Here is an 18,035-nt window from a genome sequence, read left to right as displayed (position 1 = left end):
CGAGCCTAACCACACTGCGAGATTCGGGTCGATTTTTCGCCGTGCGGTCAGGCTCGCGAGCGACTCGTGAGCATGCGGCGCCACGAGGGCCTGGCTGCCGGGTGGCGAGTTACATAGGGCCACGGCTGGTTTCGCTCCGGGACGGAACTTGCCCGCGCCTGCTTCAGCTGCATCCGCAAGTGCTGCCTAAGGTCATGCAGATCGGGATCCGTCCAACGGTTGTCGGCTTCGATCGGGTCTGCGGTCAGATCGTAGAGCTCCCACTGATCATCGAGCGGAGATGTCCGATAGGCCTCTCCCCCAACGCCATTGGCCGCCAGATGGCGCACACCCGGCTCGGTCCAGGTCCCCGGATCGTCGAAAGTGCGGACCAGCTTCCAGAGGTGTCCGGCACCCCCGGCATCGTCAACCTGGACAACCAGGCCCTCAAAATTCGACGCGGTGTGGGCCGGAATTCGGATACGCAGCGGCGCAGGCGGATTGACCGTCTGCTTCAGCTGGCGCGCCAGACCCGATGCGCCGCTGTCTCCTTCGAGCATGTTGTCGCGGGTCATCAGGTACACGGCCCGGGTCTCATCGGCCGGGGCCCCGTCGACGATCGGCATGAGATCGCGGCCCGGCAGCTCGTGGACTTCCGAGAACGACTCCGCCAGCGTGGCTGCGACCTCCGCGACATCGACGCCCGCGGCGCCCAGCAGTGTCGGCACCAGGTCGACATGTGAGGTCGGGGCCGTCACCGCCCGGGGTTGTGTAGCACCCGAACCGATGCGGGCGATGACGAAGGGAACGCGGGTGGCCTCGTCATAGAGGTTGAACCATTTCTGGTGCAGCCCGCCGTGGGCGCCCAGCAGATCGCCGTGATCGGCGGTACGCACCAAAACGGCGTCATCCGAACCACCTTCGGTGACGGCTCGTCTGACGCGGTCAATCGGTCCGTCCACCTCGGCATGCAGGCGGTAGTACAGGTCGCGGTATTGCTGCACCTTGCGATCGTAGGTCCGATTGACCATCGGCGCCGGACCGTAGCCGGAGTAATAGGCCTCGCGGAACGCGATCTGCGCGGCCGGCTTGGTCGACAGGTCTTCGTCGGCGGTGGGCGCCGGGGCGACCGGCGGCGGGTCCAGTGGTGACGGCTTGACCGGGCCGCGGCGCGACCACGTCGGGAACAGCACGATGTCGTGCGGATTGACGAAGCTGGCGACAAGCAGGAATGGACGCAGGGCGGCGGGGTCGCCGGCGCGACGGCGGGTGTAACGGTCGGTGAGCCACGCGACGACCCGATCGGCGATCAGCGGGTCGCGGCGAATGCCGGCATTGCCCAGCAGCGCGCCGTGCGGTTCCGGGCCCACCCATCCGGAAAAGCCATACGGCTCCAACGGATCCGCGTCGAGATAGCGCCGCACCGCGACCGGGTCAACGACGCCGTCGTCGTCGTTGGTCGCCAGCGAATGGCCGGTGTTGGTGTCGACGAGATCCGCGTGCGAGATGTGCCACTTGCCGTCGTAGTGGGTGTCGTATCCCGCCGCGCGGAACCAGTTGCCCAGGGTGGGCACCTCGCCCGGGCGAAGCCAACGCATACGGGAGTCGTCGGCCGTCTTGCCGATGCCGTCGGTCTGGGTGACCCCGTGCAAGTCGGGGTAGTGCCCGGTGAAGATGGTGGGGCGGCTGGGCACGCAGGCAAGCGAACCGGTGTAGTGCCGGCCGAAGCTGACGCCGTGATCATCGAACCACTTGCGCCCCAACAGTATTCGATCACGCCACGCAAGCACCTCGGGCGTCTCGTAGGGCGGCACCGCACGTTCCTCGTCGGTCATCAGGATGACGATGTCGGGGCGATCAGACACGCGCATTCTCCAATCGGTTCGCGAGCCCGGCGAGCATCGAGTCGGACTGTCGTGCCATGAAGCGACACACCAGGCGTTCGGCAAGCTTTTGAGGTGGGCGAGGCCCGATTTCGACCGTGCTGGTCAGGGTCACGACGGACGAATCATCCGCACTCGCCGCGAGTGTCCAGCGGTTGGTCACCCGGCGCAGTAGGCGGGGCAGGCCCTCGATGTCGTAAGCGAGCACGTGTGGCGGGTCGAACTCGATGATCCGCTCGACGAGGGTGTCACGTTTGACTTGGACTCGCCTGGTCGTACCGACCGGCGCTCCGTCGACGCCAGAAGACAGGATGCACGAGTGGTCGACGTTGTCGGCCCACGAACTGATTGCGCCGAAGTCCGCCAGGACATTCCAGACCTCTTGCCCGCGAGCCGCAATGATACGAGTGCGCTGGATGTCGGCCACGCGCTTACGCTACGCGACGAGCGACAACCGGCTTATCCAATCGGGGTGATGTGCATGATTGTCTCGACCGCCACCGAGGCGACGCCCGCCGCGGTAAACAGGCCAAGGGTCACCCAGTCCGCGACTTTCGGCCGGACCGGAGATGCGGACAGCTGACCGGCCCCACCACGAGCGGTGATCGCATCGCCCATCTCGTCAGCGCGTCGCAACGTCACGACCATGGCCGTCGCGAGCAGGTCGATCACCTCACGGCCCTGCTGGCGGCGGCGAGCCCTGCGTCCGCGCGCCATCTCTTTGGGACGTAGCCGACGGGCGGCGTAGAGCACCTGGAATTCCTCGATCAACATCGGGAAGGCGCGCAGCGCGAGCGCCAACGTCGCCGCCCACTCGTCGACCGGGATCCTGAATAGTTTGAGCGGACGGCCCAAAGTTGCTAGTGCGGGCCCGATTTCGGCGACGTTGGTGGTCCACGACACGAGCGCGCCCAGCACGAGCAGCACCAGCGTCAGCGCGGTCATCCGAAGGAAATGCAACGATCCGCCGAGTCCGACGTGAACCCCGCCCACCGAGATCACCGGGCTACCGGCGGCGAGGGCAGCGGTCACAAAGCCCACCGCAATCACCAGCCACAGCCAGCGCGGCACCGACGGCAACGCGCCACGCGGAATGTGCGCGAGCCACACGGCGGCCACCACCAGGCTTCCGAGCAATCCGATGCTCACCCAACCCGGATAGAACGTCAGCAGCACCGCAACACCGGCGACAACCAGCAGTTTGGTGCCGGCCCACAAGCGATGGATGCGGGAATCTCCGGGCACCGGAACCAGCAGCACCACCGGACGATGGGGGCGCCGGGTCCGGCCTTCTTCGGCGGCGACTGCTGACGGATCTGCGGTCATGCCACGCCCCCTGTCGGGGTCGACACCGTGTCCAGTACGCCGTCGCGCAGATGCAGCGTGCGCGGGCACACACTTTCCAGGCCGACGCTGTCGTGGGAAATAACCACCAGCGTCAGACCCTGTTCACGGCGCAGGCGCTCCAGCAGCCGCAGCAAGCCGCGTTGGCTACCGATGTCCAATCCCGCCAGCGGCTCGTCCAGAATCAACGCTCGCGGCGAACGCGCCAACAGTCCGGCCAGCACCACGCGGCGCATTTGGCCGCCGCTGAGGTGGTCGATACGTCGTTTGGCCAACGACGGTTGCAGTCCGACCAGGCCCAGCGCCGCGACGACCCGGTCTTCGTCACGATGCGAAAAGCCAGCTGCCGACGCCACTTCCAGGTCGACGTGGCTGCGCATCAATTGCAGTCGGGCCGCCTGGAATGCCAGCGCCACCTCACCGACGTGCTCATCGGTGGGCTCGCCGTCGATGAGACAGGAGCCGGTGGTGGGGACGGTCAACCCGGCCATGATCCACCCCAGCGTCGACTTACCCGAGCCGTTGTGGCCGTGGATCAAGACCCCGTCGCCCTCCTCGGCGACAAAGTTGATGTCGCGCAGCGCGGCCTTGGCCCATGGTGTGCCACTGGCATATTCGTGCCCGACGCCAATGAGTTCGATCGTCCCGGCCTTGCGCGGCTGACCCGGCGCGGGGGTCGGTACCGGCGCGTCCGCGACCTCGACCGCAGTGGTGTTATCCGATGTGTCGCTGAGATTGATCGCGCTGTCGGCGAATGCGGCCTCGTTGTCGAAGTGAGTGATGTGCACCAAAGCGGCCCGGTGCCGCTTGGTGAGACCCGACAACACGTCAAGTAGGGCATCCCGGCCCTGCTGATCGATCATCGAGGTGACCTCGTCGGCGATGAGCAGCGACGGTTCCCGCGCCAGTGCCGCGGCCAGCGCCAGGCGCTGCAGTTCCCCACCCGACAGGCTTGAGGTGTCCCGGTCGGCGAGTTCTTCGAGGCCGACCTCCCTCAGCAACCGAGCTACGTCGACGTGGGCGTCCGGGGGTAGACCCCACACCACATCGTCGGCGACCCGGGTGCCCAGCACTTGGCTCTTCGGGTGCTGCAAGACAAGGGCCGTCCCACCCAGCTCGCCCAAACCCACGGTGCCGGGGCGATGCACGCTGCCCGAGGTCGGTTGCCGGCCAGCCAGGATCAGCATCAACGTCGTCTTCCCCGAGCCGTTGGCACCGGTGATCGCGAGATGCTGCCCGGGCCGAACTTCGAGGCTGATTTCGTGCAGTGCGTCTTTAACGGCGTTGGGGTAGCGGAACCGAACGTCGTCCAACCGCACCGGCACCGGACCGATCCGGTCGTCCTGGGCCCCGGCGGTTTCGGGCGGATCCAATTTGTGGACATCGGGAATGTCGCCCATCCGCTCCAGCAGACGGGATAGCGCCGACCAACCGATCAGCGTCACGATGACGACGACGAAGACCAGGTAGGGCAGCAGGAGCCACGGCCAGTAATGCAGCCCATCGGCGACGTATCGCTTGAGCGCGTCGGCAACCCCCGGTAGGTGTATCCAGCCAAGGAATGCGGCGACGCCGTTGACGTTCGCGGTCAGCACCCCAAAGATCAGCTGCCGCAAGCGAGTCAGCACCGCGAAGACGAGGACCCATGCCGTGCCCCAAATCAATCCGGCGATCACCGACGAGACAAGCACGGTGGGTACGCCACGGCCCTTGCGTTTGACGATCCCGCATATTCCGCCGACCCAGGCGGCATCGACGACCATCGCCGAACTCCCCAGCCCGGAGATCAGAAAGGCGATCACGGTGGCGGCGACCGCCGCAGCGATCAGCACCCGAGGGCGATAGCGGAACGCGAGCAGACCCATGGGTACGGTGCCCAGCACCCCTAACCCCTGAGCAAAGGGGATGACCGCGGCGATGATTGCGGTCACTGAACAGAGCGCCCCCATCACCGCAGCCTGGGCTAACTCGTTCGGCTGCAACGGTCCCCCCGTGCGGTGCCGACTGCTGCGCGCGGTCACTTTCCCGATTGTGCCAGGTCCAAATCCCACCCGCCGCCAATCAACGCTGTCGTGCTGGCTCTCGGGCGAAGTGTGTGCGGCTGGTCTCGCATAGCAAAGCTATGCAACCATGGGTACATGGACAAAGTGGTCGACACCGCAAACACCGCACTTCTGCAGGGATTAGGGGCGGACCTGCTCGCTGTGGTCGCGCGGCTGAACCGGCTGGCTACGCAGCGCATCCAGATGCCGTTGCCGGCGGCGCAGGCCAGATTGCTCGCGACCATCGAGGTGCATGGGGAAGCACGCATCGGCGACCTGGCTGCCGTCGATCACTGTTCTCAGCCGACGATGACCACTCAGGTGCGACGACTCGAAGACGCCGGCCTGGTTAGCCGAAGCGTCGACCCCGGCGACGCCCGGGCGGTCCGGATCCGGATTACGGCCCAAGGCAGACGCACTCTCAACGCGGTTCGGGCCGACCGCGCCGCTGCGATCGAACCGCAATTGGCCATGCTCGAACCGGGCGACCGCCAGGTGCTGGTCGACGCCGTCCAGGTGTTACGCCGGCTTCTCGACAATGCTGCGGTCACGCCGCGGCGCAACACGCTGTGACCGGCCCGCACCCCTTGCGGGTGGACCACCGCGCGCGGGTAGACACTTAGTCGGTGGCTTCCGCGTTCCCAGCCTCCCCGCTCACGGTTTTTGTCGGCTCGATGAGGTACGTCTTCGCCCCGGGCCGTGACGTGATCGTGGGGTATGGCAGCGGGTGCGACATCCCGCTGGACCGGCTTGGCTTCGCGTTCCCGCCCCCGCCGGTTCCGCCCCTCGATCTGCTGCTGCGCTTTGCCGGAACCCGCTGGGTCGGCATCGATAGAAGCCGGACCGGCATCTTCACCGACGGCGCTCGGGTGCCGACGATCGATATCCGCGACGGCCAGGCGATCGCGCTCGGTGATCCCCAGCTAGGGCCGCGGCTGGTTTTCCGGCTTGGCTCGCCGGCCGGCCCACCCGGACCGCCACCCGGTCCGCCACCCGGTCCGCCGCAATACGCACCTCCCCCGATGCCACCGCCTCTGCAGCCGCCGCCGGTTCCACCGCCTCCGCCGCCGCCCGTCGCGCCTCCACAGCCGCCGCCCGTCGCGCCTCCACAGCCGCCGCCGGTCGCGCCGAAACAGCCCCCTCAGCAGGTTCCGACCCAGCAGCCCACCCAGCGAATGCGGATAACCCCGCCGCGACCGCCGACCGTCGAGCCGCCTGTCCCGCCGATTGCGCCGCCCCCCGCGGGGCCGATCACCCCACCAGTGCCGCCAGGCCCGCCGACCGCGCCACCGGTGCCGCCCACCGCGCCGCCGGTGCCGCCCACCGCGACGTTCGCGCCGCCGCCGTCATATCCACCGGCACAAGCACCACCACCACCACCACAAGCACCACCGCCGGAACCACCGCCACAGGCACCGCCGCTGGAACCACCGCCACCCGCGGAGCCGCCCATCGCGACGGAGGAGCAGCCGAAAGGCCGCGGTCTGATGGAGCGGATGGGCGACGCGACACGCAAGCTGCGCGCGAGCCGTCCCGCCCCCGCCCCCGCCCCCGGCACCGGCACCGGCACCGGCACCGGCACCGAAGAGCCGAGCACGACCCATCGGTTGCCACTGAAGGCCGGCGCGCGCACGTTCGGCGTCAACGCACACCGGTTGGCCCTTACCGCCGACGGGCACGAAGTCTTGACGGATGTCTCGTTCACGGCGCGTCCGGGCACATTGACCGCGGTCGCCGGGCAGTCGGCGGCACGCAATTCGGCGCTGCTCACAGTGCTCGCCGGCACCAGGGCGCCCAGCGCCGGGCTGGTCACGGTCGACAGCCACGACGTGTACGCCGAACCCGAGTCCATGGGCACCCACATCGGGGTGGTGCCGCGCGACGAACGAATTCACCGACGGCTGACCGTGGAACGAGCCCTGAGTTTCACCGCCGAACTGCGGCTGCCGCCCGACACCCCGCGGGAGCAACGCCACCGCGTGGTCGACCAGGTTCTGGACGAGCTCGAGCTGACGCCGCACCGCACGACCCGAATCGGCAAACTGTCGCCGGAGCTGCGCCGGTGCGCATCGGTGGCGATCGAACTGATCACCAGACCGACACTGCTCGTAGTCGACGAGCCGAGCGCCGGACTGGATGCGGCGCAGGAAGCTCACGTGATGACGGTGTTGCGACGCCAGGCCGACCTCGGCTGTGTCGTGGTCATGGCAACCACGTCGCTGACCCACCTCAACATGTGCGACCAGGTACTGCTGCTCACGCCTGCCGGGAGCATGGCCTTCGCCGGAGCTCCCCTGCAGATTGAATCCGCGATGGGCACCGCCGACTGGTCCGAAGTCCTCACCCAGATACGTGCCGATCCCGACGGTGCCCACCGCGCGTTCAGCGCCCGACAACAGGCACAACACCCGCCGGTACCGCCCGAGGTGTCCGCACCCTGGCCGCCGCAGCCAGCGCTCACCCGGACACGCCAAGCCTTGTTGGTCGCCCGACGCCAAGCCCGGCTGCTGATCGCCGACCCGGTCTACTCGCTGTTTTTGGTGGCGCTGCCGTTCGCGTTGGCAGCGCTGACCCTGCTGATTCCCGGCGATTCGGGCCTGGACCGACCCGCCCCGACGAGCCGCTACCTGCATGAGGCCGTCGAGATCCTGGCCGCGCTCAACATCGCCGCGGTGATCCTGGGCACCGCGCTGACCATTCGCGACCTGGTCAGCGAGCGGCGCGTGTTCCGCCGCGAGCAAGCTGTCGGGCTTTCGACGTCCGCTTACCTGGCCGCCAAGATCGTCTTCTTCAGCGTGGCCGCCGCCCTCCTGACGGCCATCCTGTTCACGATCGTGATCGCCGACAAAGGCCGGCCCGTGCACAGCGCCGCCTTGCTGCCGAACGCCACCGTCGAGCTGTACGTGAGCGTGGCACTGACGGCTATCGTCTCGGCGATCGTCGGTCTGGCGCTGTCAACGCTGGGTAAGTCGCTGCGAGCGGTCCTGCCACTGGCCGTGCCGGTGGTCCTGGCGTCGCTGCTGTTCGCCGGCGGCCTGATCACCCTGGTGGGCACCTGGGGCTACGACCAAATCTCGTGGTTCATCCCGGCCCAGTGGGGTTTCGCCGCCTCCGCCTCAACCGTCGATCTGCACCGGGTCGACGCCCAAGCCGGCGATGTCCAGATGTGGACCCACTATGCGGGCTGGTGGATGTTCGACATGATCGTGCTCGCCATCTTCGGCGCGGCGTGGGCCGGGTTTGTCCGGTACCGGCTTCGGCAACCGACACGCGAAATCCGCCAGCGGCCAGTACATCGCGAACAGCAGGAACTCCCCAGCGTGACGCCTTAGCTCGTCGACATGGTCAATACATCTGTGGCAGAACCGATTTCGGCACGATAAGCAACCGGCCCGGCGCCGGCATCACATCAGTGACGCGACGAGCAGACCGAGCAGGTAGGTGGCGGCGACGGCAACGGCGCCGAACATCAGCTGCCGGCCCGCCGCCCACCACACCGGTTTGCGGGTGTACCGAGCGGTCAAGCCACCTGCGATCAGCAGACCGACCGCACCGCAGCCCAGACCGATTGCCAAGGACCCGTATCCGAGAAGGTAAGGGATCAGCGGAATTACCGCACCAATAGCGAACATCACAAAGGACGCGGCTGCGGCCAGCCGGGCCGAGGGCTTCTGGGTCGGATCCAGGCCGATCTCCTGGACGAGATGGAAGCCGACGGCGCGGTTCTCGTCGCGGTGGATTTCGTCGGTGGCCGTCGCGGCCGTTTTCTCGCTCATGCCCATGTCGACGAGCATGCCGACGAGTTCGGCGCGCTCGGCGTTCGGGCGGGTGCGCAGGGCGCGACGTTCGACGTAGACCTCGGACTCGATCTGCTCATTGGCCGTGGTCACCGATGAGTACTCGCCCAGGGCCATCGAGAATGCGCCGGCTAGTAGGCCGGCGATGCCGCTGACCATTACGGCGCGGACACTGTCGGCGGCGGCCACACCGGCGATCAGGGCGCTGTTGCTGACCAGGCCATCCATGGCGCCGAAGGTGGCCGCACGCAGCCAGCCGCCGCTGACATCGGGATGGGTGTGCCCGACGTCGTACGCCGGGTTCGGAGACGGGGTGTCGGGCTGGGACATGACGCTATCTAATACCTCGGGTTATTCCCGCGGCGCCAGCGGCAGGTTACCGTCGGGTTATGGCGCCAGAAACGACAACCACTGCCCAATACCTGCGTAACGCATTGGACGGGCGTTTCCGCGACGTGAAGAACCAGACGCGGGAATGGCTGTCGCGTGAACAGTTCCGCCCGCACTACACGCCGAACACGGTGCTGGCCCGCGCCAAGGTGGCGGAGCAGATGGCGCTCATCGCCGGCGCGGGCATCTCCGACGAGGGATTCCGCAAGGAGCACGGTGGCACCGGCGACGTCGGCGCGGCGGTCACGATGATCGAGATGCTGGCGATGTCGGACTTGTCTTTGATGGTCAAGGCCGGAGTGCAGTGGGGTCTGTTCGGCGGCGCCGTCGAGAACCTGGGCACCGAACGCCACCACGAGGCGTATGTGAAGAAGATCATCAACCTCGAGATGCTCGGGTGCTTCGCGATGACCGAGACGGGTCACGGCAGCGACGTGCAGGCGCTGGAGACGACCGCGACCTACGACGCCGAGACCGAGGAATTCGTTATCCACTCCGAGACCCCGTCGGCGCGGAAGGACTACATCGGCGGGGCAGCCGAAACCGCGCGTTTCGCATCGGTTTTCGCGCAGCTGATCACCTTCGAGGATGGTGAGCCGGTCAATCACGGCGTGCACTGCCTCCTGGTGCCGATCCGTGACGAAGATGGCAACGATCTGCCCGGCGTCACGACGTCGGACTGCCAGTACAAGGGCGGCCTGCCCGGCGTCGACAACGGCCGCATCATGTTCGACCAGGTCCGGGTGCCGCGGGTCAATCTGCTGAACAAGTACGGCGACGTCGCGCCGGACGGCACCTACACCTCACCGGTCGAGAACCCCAACCGCCGGTTCTTCACGATGATCGGCACGCTGATCCGTGGCCGGATCACGGTCGGGGGCGCCGCCGGCAACGCGGCCCGCGTCGCGCTGGATATCGCCACCCGATATGCATTGGAGCGCAGGCAATTCAGCGCACCCGACGACGAGGGTGAAGTGCTGATCATGGACTACCTGGTGCACCAGCGGCGGCTGTTCCCGTTGATCGCCAAGTCATATGCGCTCCAGTTCGCGCAGAACGAGCTGGTGTCGAAGTGTCACGACCTGCAGACTTCGGACGTCGCGGATGCCGAGGAGCAGCGTGAGCTGGAATCGCGTGCCGCCGGCCTGAAGGCGGCCAACACCTGGCACGCGAGCCGGGCCATTCAGGAGGCCCGGGAGGCATGCGGCGGCGCGGGCTACATGGCCGAGAACCGGCTGATCGCGCTGCGGGGCGACACCGACGTGTTCACCACCTTCGAGGGCGACAACCACGTACTGACCCAGCTGGTGGCCAAGGAGCTGCTGACCGCCTACGCCGACGACATCAAGGGCATGAGCCCGGTCGACTGGGTGCGGTTTGCCGCCAGCACCGTCGGTGACCGGGTGATGAAACGCACTGCGGCCGAAGCGATTATGCAGCGGATCGTGGACGCACGGCAGGACAGCGAAGAAGAGGGCAGCCTGTTCAACCGCGGCACCCAGGTGAACATGTTCGAGGAGCGGGAGAATTACCTGCTGTCGTCGGTCGCGCGCCGGCTGCAGGGCAAAGCCAAAGAGATGTCGGCGTTCGACGCGTTCAATGCTGTGCAGGACCACGTGCTGCATGCCGCGGGTGCACACATCGACCGAATAGTGTTGGAAGCCTTCGTCGCCGGGATCGACGCCTGCGACAACGAGGACGCCCGCGACCTGCTCGGGATCCTCTGCGACCTGTACGCGTTGTCGGTGATCGAGGATGACAAAGCGTGGTTCATCGAGCACCGGTATCTGTCCACCGAGCGGGCCAAGGCGGTGACCCGGGGCATCAACGACCGATGCCGGGCGCTTCGCCCGCATGCCAAGACGCTGGTCGACGGTTTCGGCATACCGGACTCGCTGCGCTACGCCGAGATGCTGCACCCGGAGAATCTGGCCGACTGAGCTAGCGACTGGCCAGCGTCACCAAGTGATTCAGCCGGCTCCGACCGCGTCGGGCGCGTTCTCTTCCGACGGTGTCGCGAGCGGTCGGCGAACGTACCTGGCCCAGGTCAGCACGGCCGCGAAGAGATAAAAGGCCATGAAGATCCAGAATGCCGACGTCATCGTGCCAGTGCTGACGTAAGACTGTCGCAGCGCCAGGTTGATGCCGACCCCGCCGAGGGTGCCCAGACCGGCGACGAACCCGATGACGAGCCCGGAAATCAGCCGGGCCCACTCACGGCGTTCGGTCTCGCTCAGGTCCAGGTTCCGGCTGGCCGCGCCGAAGACTGTGGGGATCATCTTGTACACCGATCCGTTGCCCAACCCGGCCAGGATGAACAAGGCGATGAAGCACGCCACGTAACCGGCCATCGCTGACCCGCTGACCGGACCCGCGTGTGGATCCTCGAACGTGCCGACCACGATCAACATCCCGGCGGCCAGGACCATCGCCACAAACACCATCAGGGTGACGCGGCCGCCGCCGATCCGGTCAGCCAGCCGGCCGCCGTAAATGCGGGCCAGCGCGGCGAGCAGTGGCCCGATGAAGGCCAGCTGGGCGGCGTGCAGCGAGGCGTGGAATGTGCTTTGGCCGCCGGCGACAAAGCTGGTCTGCAGGATCTGAGCGAACGCGAACGAGAACCCGATGAACGAGCCGAAACTGCCCAGATAGAGCAGCGAGAGCAGCCAGGTGTCGCGAGTGGAGACCACCGCGGCAATGACCGAACGCACACGTGCGGGCTCGACGCGATGTTGGACGACGTTGTTCATGAACAACGTCGCGCCGATGCCTGCGGTGATGAGCAGCACCAGATACAAGGCGCACACCCAGTACGGCTGCCGATCGCCAGCCGTGGCGATGACCAGGAGCCCGACGATTTGCATCATCGGCACCCCGAGATTGCCGATGCCACCGGCAATCCCCAGTGCCGCGCCCTTGAGCCGGTGCGGGTAGAACGCGTTGGCGTTGCTGGCCGAGGCCGCGAAATTACCACCGCCCATCCCACTGGCCGCCGCGCAAACCAGGTACGGCCACAACGGCAGCCCCGGGTGAGCCAACAGCACCATCGCGCCGACAACGGGAGCCAGCAGCACGAAAGCCGAGAACATCGCCAAGTTACGACCGCCGAAGACCGCGGTCGCCACGGCATAGGCCGGCCGCAGACATGCCCCCACCAGCGTCGCGGTCACACCGAGCAGGAGCTTGTCGCCGGCCGAAAACCCGTAGACCTCCCGGGGCATGAACAAAGCCATCACCGGCCAGAGCGCCCATATCGAGTAGCCGAGATGCACGATCACGACCGACCAGAAGAGATTGCGCCGCGCGATGGTCTTGCCACCCGCTTCCCAGGCAACCAGATCTTCTGCGTCCCAATGCGAGATGTGACGTGACCTACCCACTCACTTGCCCATTCGAATGATGTTGGCCTCCGGATTGGCTTGTCGGACAGTCGCTCCCTCAACATGCTGAGGACGTGCGGTAATGCTGCTGGATGTCATTGTGCCGTAACGCTATTGGTGCGGAATCTTGCCGAGCGCTTGCAACTTGCCGTCCGGTCCGATCTGGAACTTAACGGTGCCGATTCCCTTGGGACAACAGGGTTCTTCGTTGCCGACCTGCCACTGATACTGAATCGTGACCGCATCGTCGCCGGCGGGCAGCACGGTGATGTACGGCTTGGGATTTGGCGTCGGTGTGCCCAGCGATCTGTTGTGGTCAAAGAACATTAGCTGCTGAGGAGTCGATTCGCTGGCGATGGTCGGGATGATCTGCACCCAGTACAACCGGCAATTCTTGGTATGTCCGCGGCCGATCTCAACCCAGCTCGAGCCCGCGACCTCGACGGGAACCGACGAGATGGCCTGTCGCACCGTATCGGCGCTGGGTCCGTCGGACTCCTTGCAGGTATCCGCCCGCGACGCCGGCGGTGTCGTTGGCTTTCCGCCGCAAGCCGAGGCCAACAAAATCAGAAAAATCACAAACAGACGACGCACATTGTGAGCTTAACGAAAACTGTGAATGTCCCCTTTGTTTCGTCGGAACCCCTGTTCTAAGGGGCAATTCGACACACTCCGCGGGTAATCTGGGCAATGTCGCAGATCGACGCTGACCTGCGGTTACCTGCGCGGTTGCGGGTTTTCCAGACAACCTCACAAATGCGTTCGGCTCCGGTGAGATCAAGCCGTAAAACGGCGGAAACATCGGACGCCCGGCACCGAAACATCCTTGCCGCACTATTTAGCGGATAGACCCTTGCGCTCTCGAAAGGAGGACGTAGGCGTGGCTGCGGAACACGGTCGAGGCACCGTGAACAGCTTGTGCGCCTACTGCGGCGTGGGCTGTGGCATGGTGCTGCAGGTCACAACGGATCCGACGAGCGACCGCCGTCACGTCACGAAATCTGTTGGAAACAAAAGCCACCCGGCCAACTTCGGCCGACTGTGCACCAAGGGCGCCACCACCGCGGACATGCTGGCCGCACCGGGCCGGATGGATTCGGCCTATGTGCGGGCCGAGCGCGGCGAGTCCCTCGAGCCGATCGACATCGACGCCGCGATCACCCAGTCCGCGAAGCAGTTGCGGGCAATCGTCGACGAGCACGGCCCGGACGCCTTCGCGTTGTACGTATCCGGACAGATGTCGCTGGAAGCGCAGTACCTGGCCAACAAGCTGACCAAAGGATTCATCGGCACCAACCAGATCGAGTCGAACTCTCGGCTGTGCATGGCCAGCGCGGGGTCTGGCTACAAGCTGTCGTTGGGTGCGGACGGCCCACCCGGTTCCTATCAGGACTTCGAGCAGGCCGACGTCTTCTTCGTCATCGGCGCCAATATGGCTGACTGCCATCCGATTCTGTTCCTGCGGATGATGGACCGCGTCAAGGCCGGCGCCAAGTTGATCGTCGTCGACCCGCGCCGGACCGCAACCGCGGAAAAGGCCGACCTCTTCTTGCAGATCTCGTCCGGCGCCGACCTCGCGCTGCTCAACGGGCTGCTACATCTGATCGTCGAAAACGGCCACACCGACCCCGAATTCATCGCCGAATTCACCGACGGCTGGGACGAGATGCCGAGTTTCCTCGAGCAGTTCACCCCGGACAAGGTCAGCGAAATCACCGGCATCCCCGCAGAAGACATCCGCACCGCGGCCCGCTGGATAGGCGAAGCCGAAAACTTCATGACTTGCTGGACGATGGGACTCAACCAGAGCACCCACGGCACCTGGAACACCAACGCGATCTGCAACCTGCACCTGGCAACCGGCGCGATCTGCAAGCCGGGCAGCGGCCCCTTCTCGCTCACCGGGCAGCCCAACGCGATGGGCGGGCGCGAAATGGGTTACATGGGGCCGGGTCTGCCGGGCCAGCGTGCGGTGACGTCACCGGCCGACCGCGATTTCGTCGAGGACCAATGGGGCATCCCCCGGGGGTCGTTGCGCGACGAGGTCGGCACCGGAACCGTCGACATGTTCTCCCGCATGGCCAACGGAGAGATCAAGGCTTGTTGGATTATCTGCACCAATCCCGTTGCCAGCGTTGCCAATCGCAAGACAGTGTTGGCGGGACTGGAGAGTGCCGAGCTGGTGATCGCCCAGGACGCCTTCTTCGAGACCGAGACCAACGGCTACGCCGACGTATTGCTGCCCGCCGCCCTGTGGACAGAGTCCGAAGGCGTGATGACCAACTCCGAGCGCAACATGACACTGTTTCAGCCGGCCGTGCAGGCGCCCGGTCAGGCAATGCCGGACTGGCAGATCATTGCCCGGATCGCTTGCGAGATGGGCTTTTCAGATTCTTTCAGCTATGCCTCCGCCGAAGACGTGTTCGAGGAGATCAAGCGGTTCTCGAATCCCAAGACGGGCTACGACTTGCGCGGCGCCAGCTACAGCCGGCTGCGACAGACCCCGCTGCAGTGGCCGTGCCCACCCGGAAGCACCGATGATCGCAACCCGATCCGCTACCGCAACGACGGTGTCAGCCAGAGCCGGTTGGTCCGTGCGGACGGCAGCGTGCCACGGCTGGTCTTCGCCACGGCGAATGGTCGCGCGATGTTCTTCGCCCGGCCGCACCTCTCACCCGAAGAGATGCCGGACGACGACTACCCGTTCCTCCTCAACACCGGGCGCCTGGCGCACCAATGGCACACGATGACCAAGACCGGCAAGGTCGCCAAACTCAACAAACTCAATCCCGGACCGTTCGTCGAAATCCACCCTGACGACGCCGCCCGGCTCGAGATCACCGATGACGACCACGTCGAAATCGCCTCGCGCCGTGGCCGAGCCGTGCTGCCCGCCGTGGTCACGGACCGGGTCCGGCCCGGCAACTGCTTTGCCCCCTTCCACTGGAACGACGCCTTCGGCGAATACTTGTCGATCAACGCGGTCACCAACGACGCGGTGGATCCGGTTTCCTACCAACCGGAATTCAAGGCGTGTGCGGTCACTGTCACGAAAATCGCCGTCACCACAACGGATTTCGGCACCGAGCCCGAGCCTTCGATGGCCACCGGCACAGCAGACCCCGCACCTACGGAGGTTACGGAAATCAGCGTGTCACAGGTTGACGCCCTCGCCGAAATCCTCGGTGTGACAGAACCGGCGCCTGCGCTTGGTCCACTGGGCCGCATCTACCTGGCCGGGGTGCTGGCCGGATTACGTACGGAAGTAGGCCGCCGCACGGCCGGGGTGCCTACTCTGCCGCTCAACGCCCCGCTCGACACCAATACCCGGCTGTGGGTGGACGGTCTGCTCGCCGGGATGTTCGCGCGCACCGAGCCGCCTGCCTCGATGCCGGCGATCACGCCGGTCGCCGCAACGCCTGAACCACCGAAAGCCCCCGCGGCCGAGGCCGACCCCAAGCAGGTTCCGATCGTGGTGTTGTGGGCGTCGCAGACAGGCAATGCCGAAGACCTCGCCGCCGATGTCGTCGCCCGGCTCGGCGAGGCCACGCTGCCGGCCACGTTGCACAGCATGGACGACTTCCCGGTGGCCGACTTGGCGACAACGCGAGAGTTGTTGGTGATCACGAGCACCACCGGTGACGGCGAGGCACCGGACAACGGCGCCGGCCTTTGGCGGGCGCTCACCGGCGACGGCGCACCGCAATTGGCCGACACCCACTACGCCGTCCTCGCCCTGGGCGACTCGAATTACGACGACTTCTGCGGTCATGGACGCAAGCTCGACGAGCGCCTCGCAGAGCTGGGCGCGACCCGCATCGTCAACCGCGTCGACTGCGAGCCCGACTACGAAGAGGCCGCCGCCGAGTGGCTGGGCGGGGTCATCGAGACGCTGACGCGCACACCCACCCGGGTCGGCCAGGGCAGTGGCGCACCGGCGCCGGCCCCAGCCACCCCGCGCCCGGCAACCCGTCCCGGGGCACCTACGTACAGCAAGAAGTGCCCGCTGGTCACCGGCATGGTCCGCAACACCGTGCTGAGCCAGCCGAAATCAACAAAAGACGTGCGGCATTTGGTTTTCAGCCTGCCGGAAGAAACCGTGAGCTACGAGGCCGGTGACGCGCTCGGGGTGTGGCCACGCAACAGCGACCGGCTGGTCGACGAATGGATGTCCGTCACCGGACTTGACGCACAGACCCCCGTCGAGGTCGGCGAGCATGGACTGATGTCGTTGCGCTCCGCGCTCACCGAGCGAATCGAGATCGCCCACATCAGCCGGGACCTGGTGCGGTTCGTGCAGGAGCGCACCGGCGACCCGAAACTCGCGGAGCTGCTGAAGCCGGAAAACAAGGCCGACCTGAGCAATTGGACATGGGGACGCCAGTCCATCGACCTGCTGGCACAGCTGCCGGTCTCCGCATCGGCTCACGAGTGGCTGAGGGTCCTCAAACGCCTTCAGCCGCGGCTGTACTCGATCTCGTCGAGCCCCAAAGAATGCCCGGGGGAAGCTCACCTGACGGTCTCGCCGGTGCGCTACAACTACCAGGGCATCCCACGCCGCGGGGTGTGCTCGACCTACCTTGCCGACCGCTCCCCCGGCGATCGAGTCGCTGTCTATCTGCAGCCATCGAGCAATTTCCGGCCTCCGAGGGATTCAGACACGCCGATGATCATGGTCGGCCCCGGGACCGGTATCGCACCCTTCCGCGGTTTCTTGCAGGAACGTCGTGCGCTCGGCCACACCGGGCCCAATTGGCTGTTCTTCGGCGAGCAGCACGCCGCGACCGACTTCTATTACCGCGAAGAGATCGAGAAGATGCACGCCGACGGGCTCCTCACCGAGCTGGACCTGGCGTTTTCCCGGGATCAACGGGAGAAGGTCTACGTCCAGCACCTGATGCGCAAGCGCGGGGCCCAGCTGTGGAGCTGGCTGCAGGACGGCGCACAACTGTATGTGTGTGGGAGCGCCGACCCGATGGCCAAAGACGTCGATCACGCGCTGTGCGAAATCGCTGCCGAGCATGGCCACCTCGACCCAGACGCGGCGAAGGCCTACGTCCAGTCGCTGAGCGCCGACAAGCGCTACCACCGCGACGTCTACTAATCACCCCTCCCCGCGCGGACAACCCGTAATACGGCCGAAACGCCGGACACTCGTGGCCGAAACATCGCTGTCGCACCATGTGCTCAATGACTGGTGCGTACTCGATGGAGGTGTGC

Annotated in this window: 11 protein-coding genes; 4 read left to right on the top strand and 7 right to left on the bottom strand. The window is 66.2% G+C overall.

Annotation, left to right across the window (positions count from 1 at the left end):
• Positions 1 to 47: 47 nt before the first annotated feature.
• From ACTXG5_RS15420 to ACTXG5_RS15405, 4 genes are read right to left on the bottom strand one after another with little or no spacing between them, the layout of a single operon-like run.
• Positions 48 to 1,844, bottom strand: a complete 1,797-nt coding sequence (locus ACTXG5_RS15420; protein ID WP_445159636.1) for a sulfatase-like hydrolase/transferase — start codon at positions 1,842 to 1,844, stop codon at positions 48 to 50.
• Positions 1,837 to 2,289 carry an SRPBCC family protein gene (locus ACTXG5_RS15415; RefSeq protein WP_445159635.1) on the bottom strand — a complete coding sequence of 151 codons (453 nt, stop codon included), beginning with the start codon at positions 2,287 to 2,289 and terminating at the stop codon, positions 1,837 to 1,839. Before ACTXG5_RS15415 ends, ACTXG5_RS15420 begins: the two co-directional genes overlap by 8 nt.
• A gap of 32 nt (positions 2,290 to 2,321) precedes the next feature.
• Positions 2,322 to 3,188: a CbiQ family ECF transporter T component gene (locus ACTXG5_RS15410; protein ID WP_445159634.1), complete on the bottom strand. Its 867-nt coding sequence runs from the start codon at positions 3,186 to 3,188 to the stop codon at positions 2,322 to 2,324.
• Positions 3,185 to 5,227 carry an ATP-binding cassette domain-containing protein gene (locus ACTXG5_RS15405; RefSeq protein ID WP_445159633.1) on the bottom strand — a complete coding sequence of 681 codons (2,043 nt, stop codon included), beginning with the start codon at positions 5,225 to 5,227 and terminating at the stop codon, positions 3,185 to 3,187. The genes ACTXG5_RS15410 and ACTXG5_RS15405 overlap by 4 nt, the downstream gene beginning before the upstream one ends.
• 117 nt (positions 5,228 to 5,344) lie before the next feature.
• Between ACTXG5_RS15405 and ACTXG5_RS15400 the strand changes: the two genes are divergently transcribed.
• Entirely contained in the window at positions 5,345 to 5,821 is a 477-nt protein-coding gene (locus ACTXG5_RS15400; RefSeq protein ID WP_445159632.1) for a MarR family winged helix-turn-helix transcriptional regulator, read from the top strand.
• A gap of 101 nt (positions 5,822 to 5,922) precedes the next feature.
• Positions 5,923 to 8,580 carry an ATP-binding cassette domain-containing protein gene (locus ACTXG5_RS15395; RefSeq protein ID WP_445159631.1) on the top strand — a complete coding sequence of 886 codons (2,658 nt, stop codon included), beginning with the start codon at positions 5,923 to 5,925 and terminating at the stop codon, positions 8,578 to 8,580.
• A 72-nt stretch (positions 8,581 to 8,652) separates the two neighbouring features.
• On the opposite strand, the gene ACTXG5_RS15390 is transcribed toward ACTXG5_RS15395, so the two are convergent.
• Entirely contained in the window at positions 8,653 to 9,375 is a 723-nt protein-coding gene (locus ACTXG5_RS15390) for a VIT1/CCC1 transporter family protein (protein ID WP_445159630.1), read from the bottom strand.
• Positions 9,376 to 9,434: 59 nt separating this feature from the next.
• Between ACTXG5_RS15390 and ACTXG5_RS15385 the strand changes: the two genes are divergently transcribed.
• On the top strand, positions 9,435 to 11,375 hold the full coding sequence (locus ACTXG5_RS15385) for an acyl-CoA dehydrogenase family protein (RefSeq protein WP_445159629.1): 1,941 nt from the start codon (positions 9,435 to 9,437) through the stop codon (positions 11,373 to 11,375).
• Between the two features lie 30 nt (positions 11,376 to 11,405).
• Here the strand turns inward: ACTXG5_RS15385 and ACTXG5_RS15380 are convergent, their stop codons facing one another.
• Both ACTXG5_RS15380 and ACTXG5_RS15375 read right to left on the bottom strand, forming a co-directional pair.
• Positions 11,406 to 12,815, bottom strand: coding sequence for a nitrate/nitrite transporter (locus ACTXG5_RS15380; RefSeq protein ID WP_445159628.1), 1,410 nt, complete (start codon positions 12,813 to 12,815; stop codon positions 11,406 to 11,408).
• A gap of 111 nt (positions 12,816 to 12,926) precedes the next feature.
• On the bottom strand, positions 12,927 to 13,394 hold the full coding sequence (locus ACTXG5_RS15375) for an LppP/LprE family lipoprotein (protein ID WP_445164438.1): 468 nt from the start codon (positions 13,392 to 13,394) through the stop codon (positions 12,927 to 12,929).
• Positions 13,395 to 13,761: 367 nt separating this feature from the next.
• On the opposite strand from ACTXG5_RS15375, the gene ACTXG5_RS15370 reads away from it, so the two are divergent.
• Positions 13,762 to 17,919: a molybdopterin-dependent oxidoreductase gene (locus ACTXG5_RS15370; protein ID WP_445164437.1), complete on the top strand. Its 4,158-nt coding sequence runs from the start codon at positions 13,762 to 13,764 to the stop codon at positions 17,917 to 17,919.
• The last annotated feature ends 116 nt before the right edge of the window (positions 17,920 to 18,035 follow it).

This window comes from Mycobacterium sp. Dal123C01 (assembly GCF_052566995.1).
Note: the sequence above shows the minus strand (reverse complement) of the source record. Positions and strands in the feature narration are given on the sequence as shown.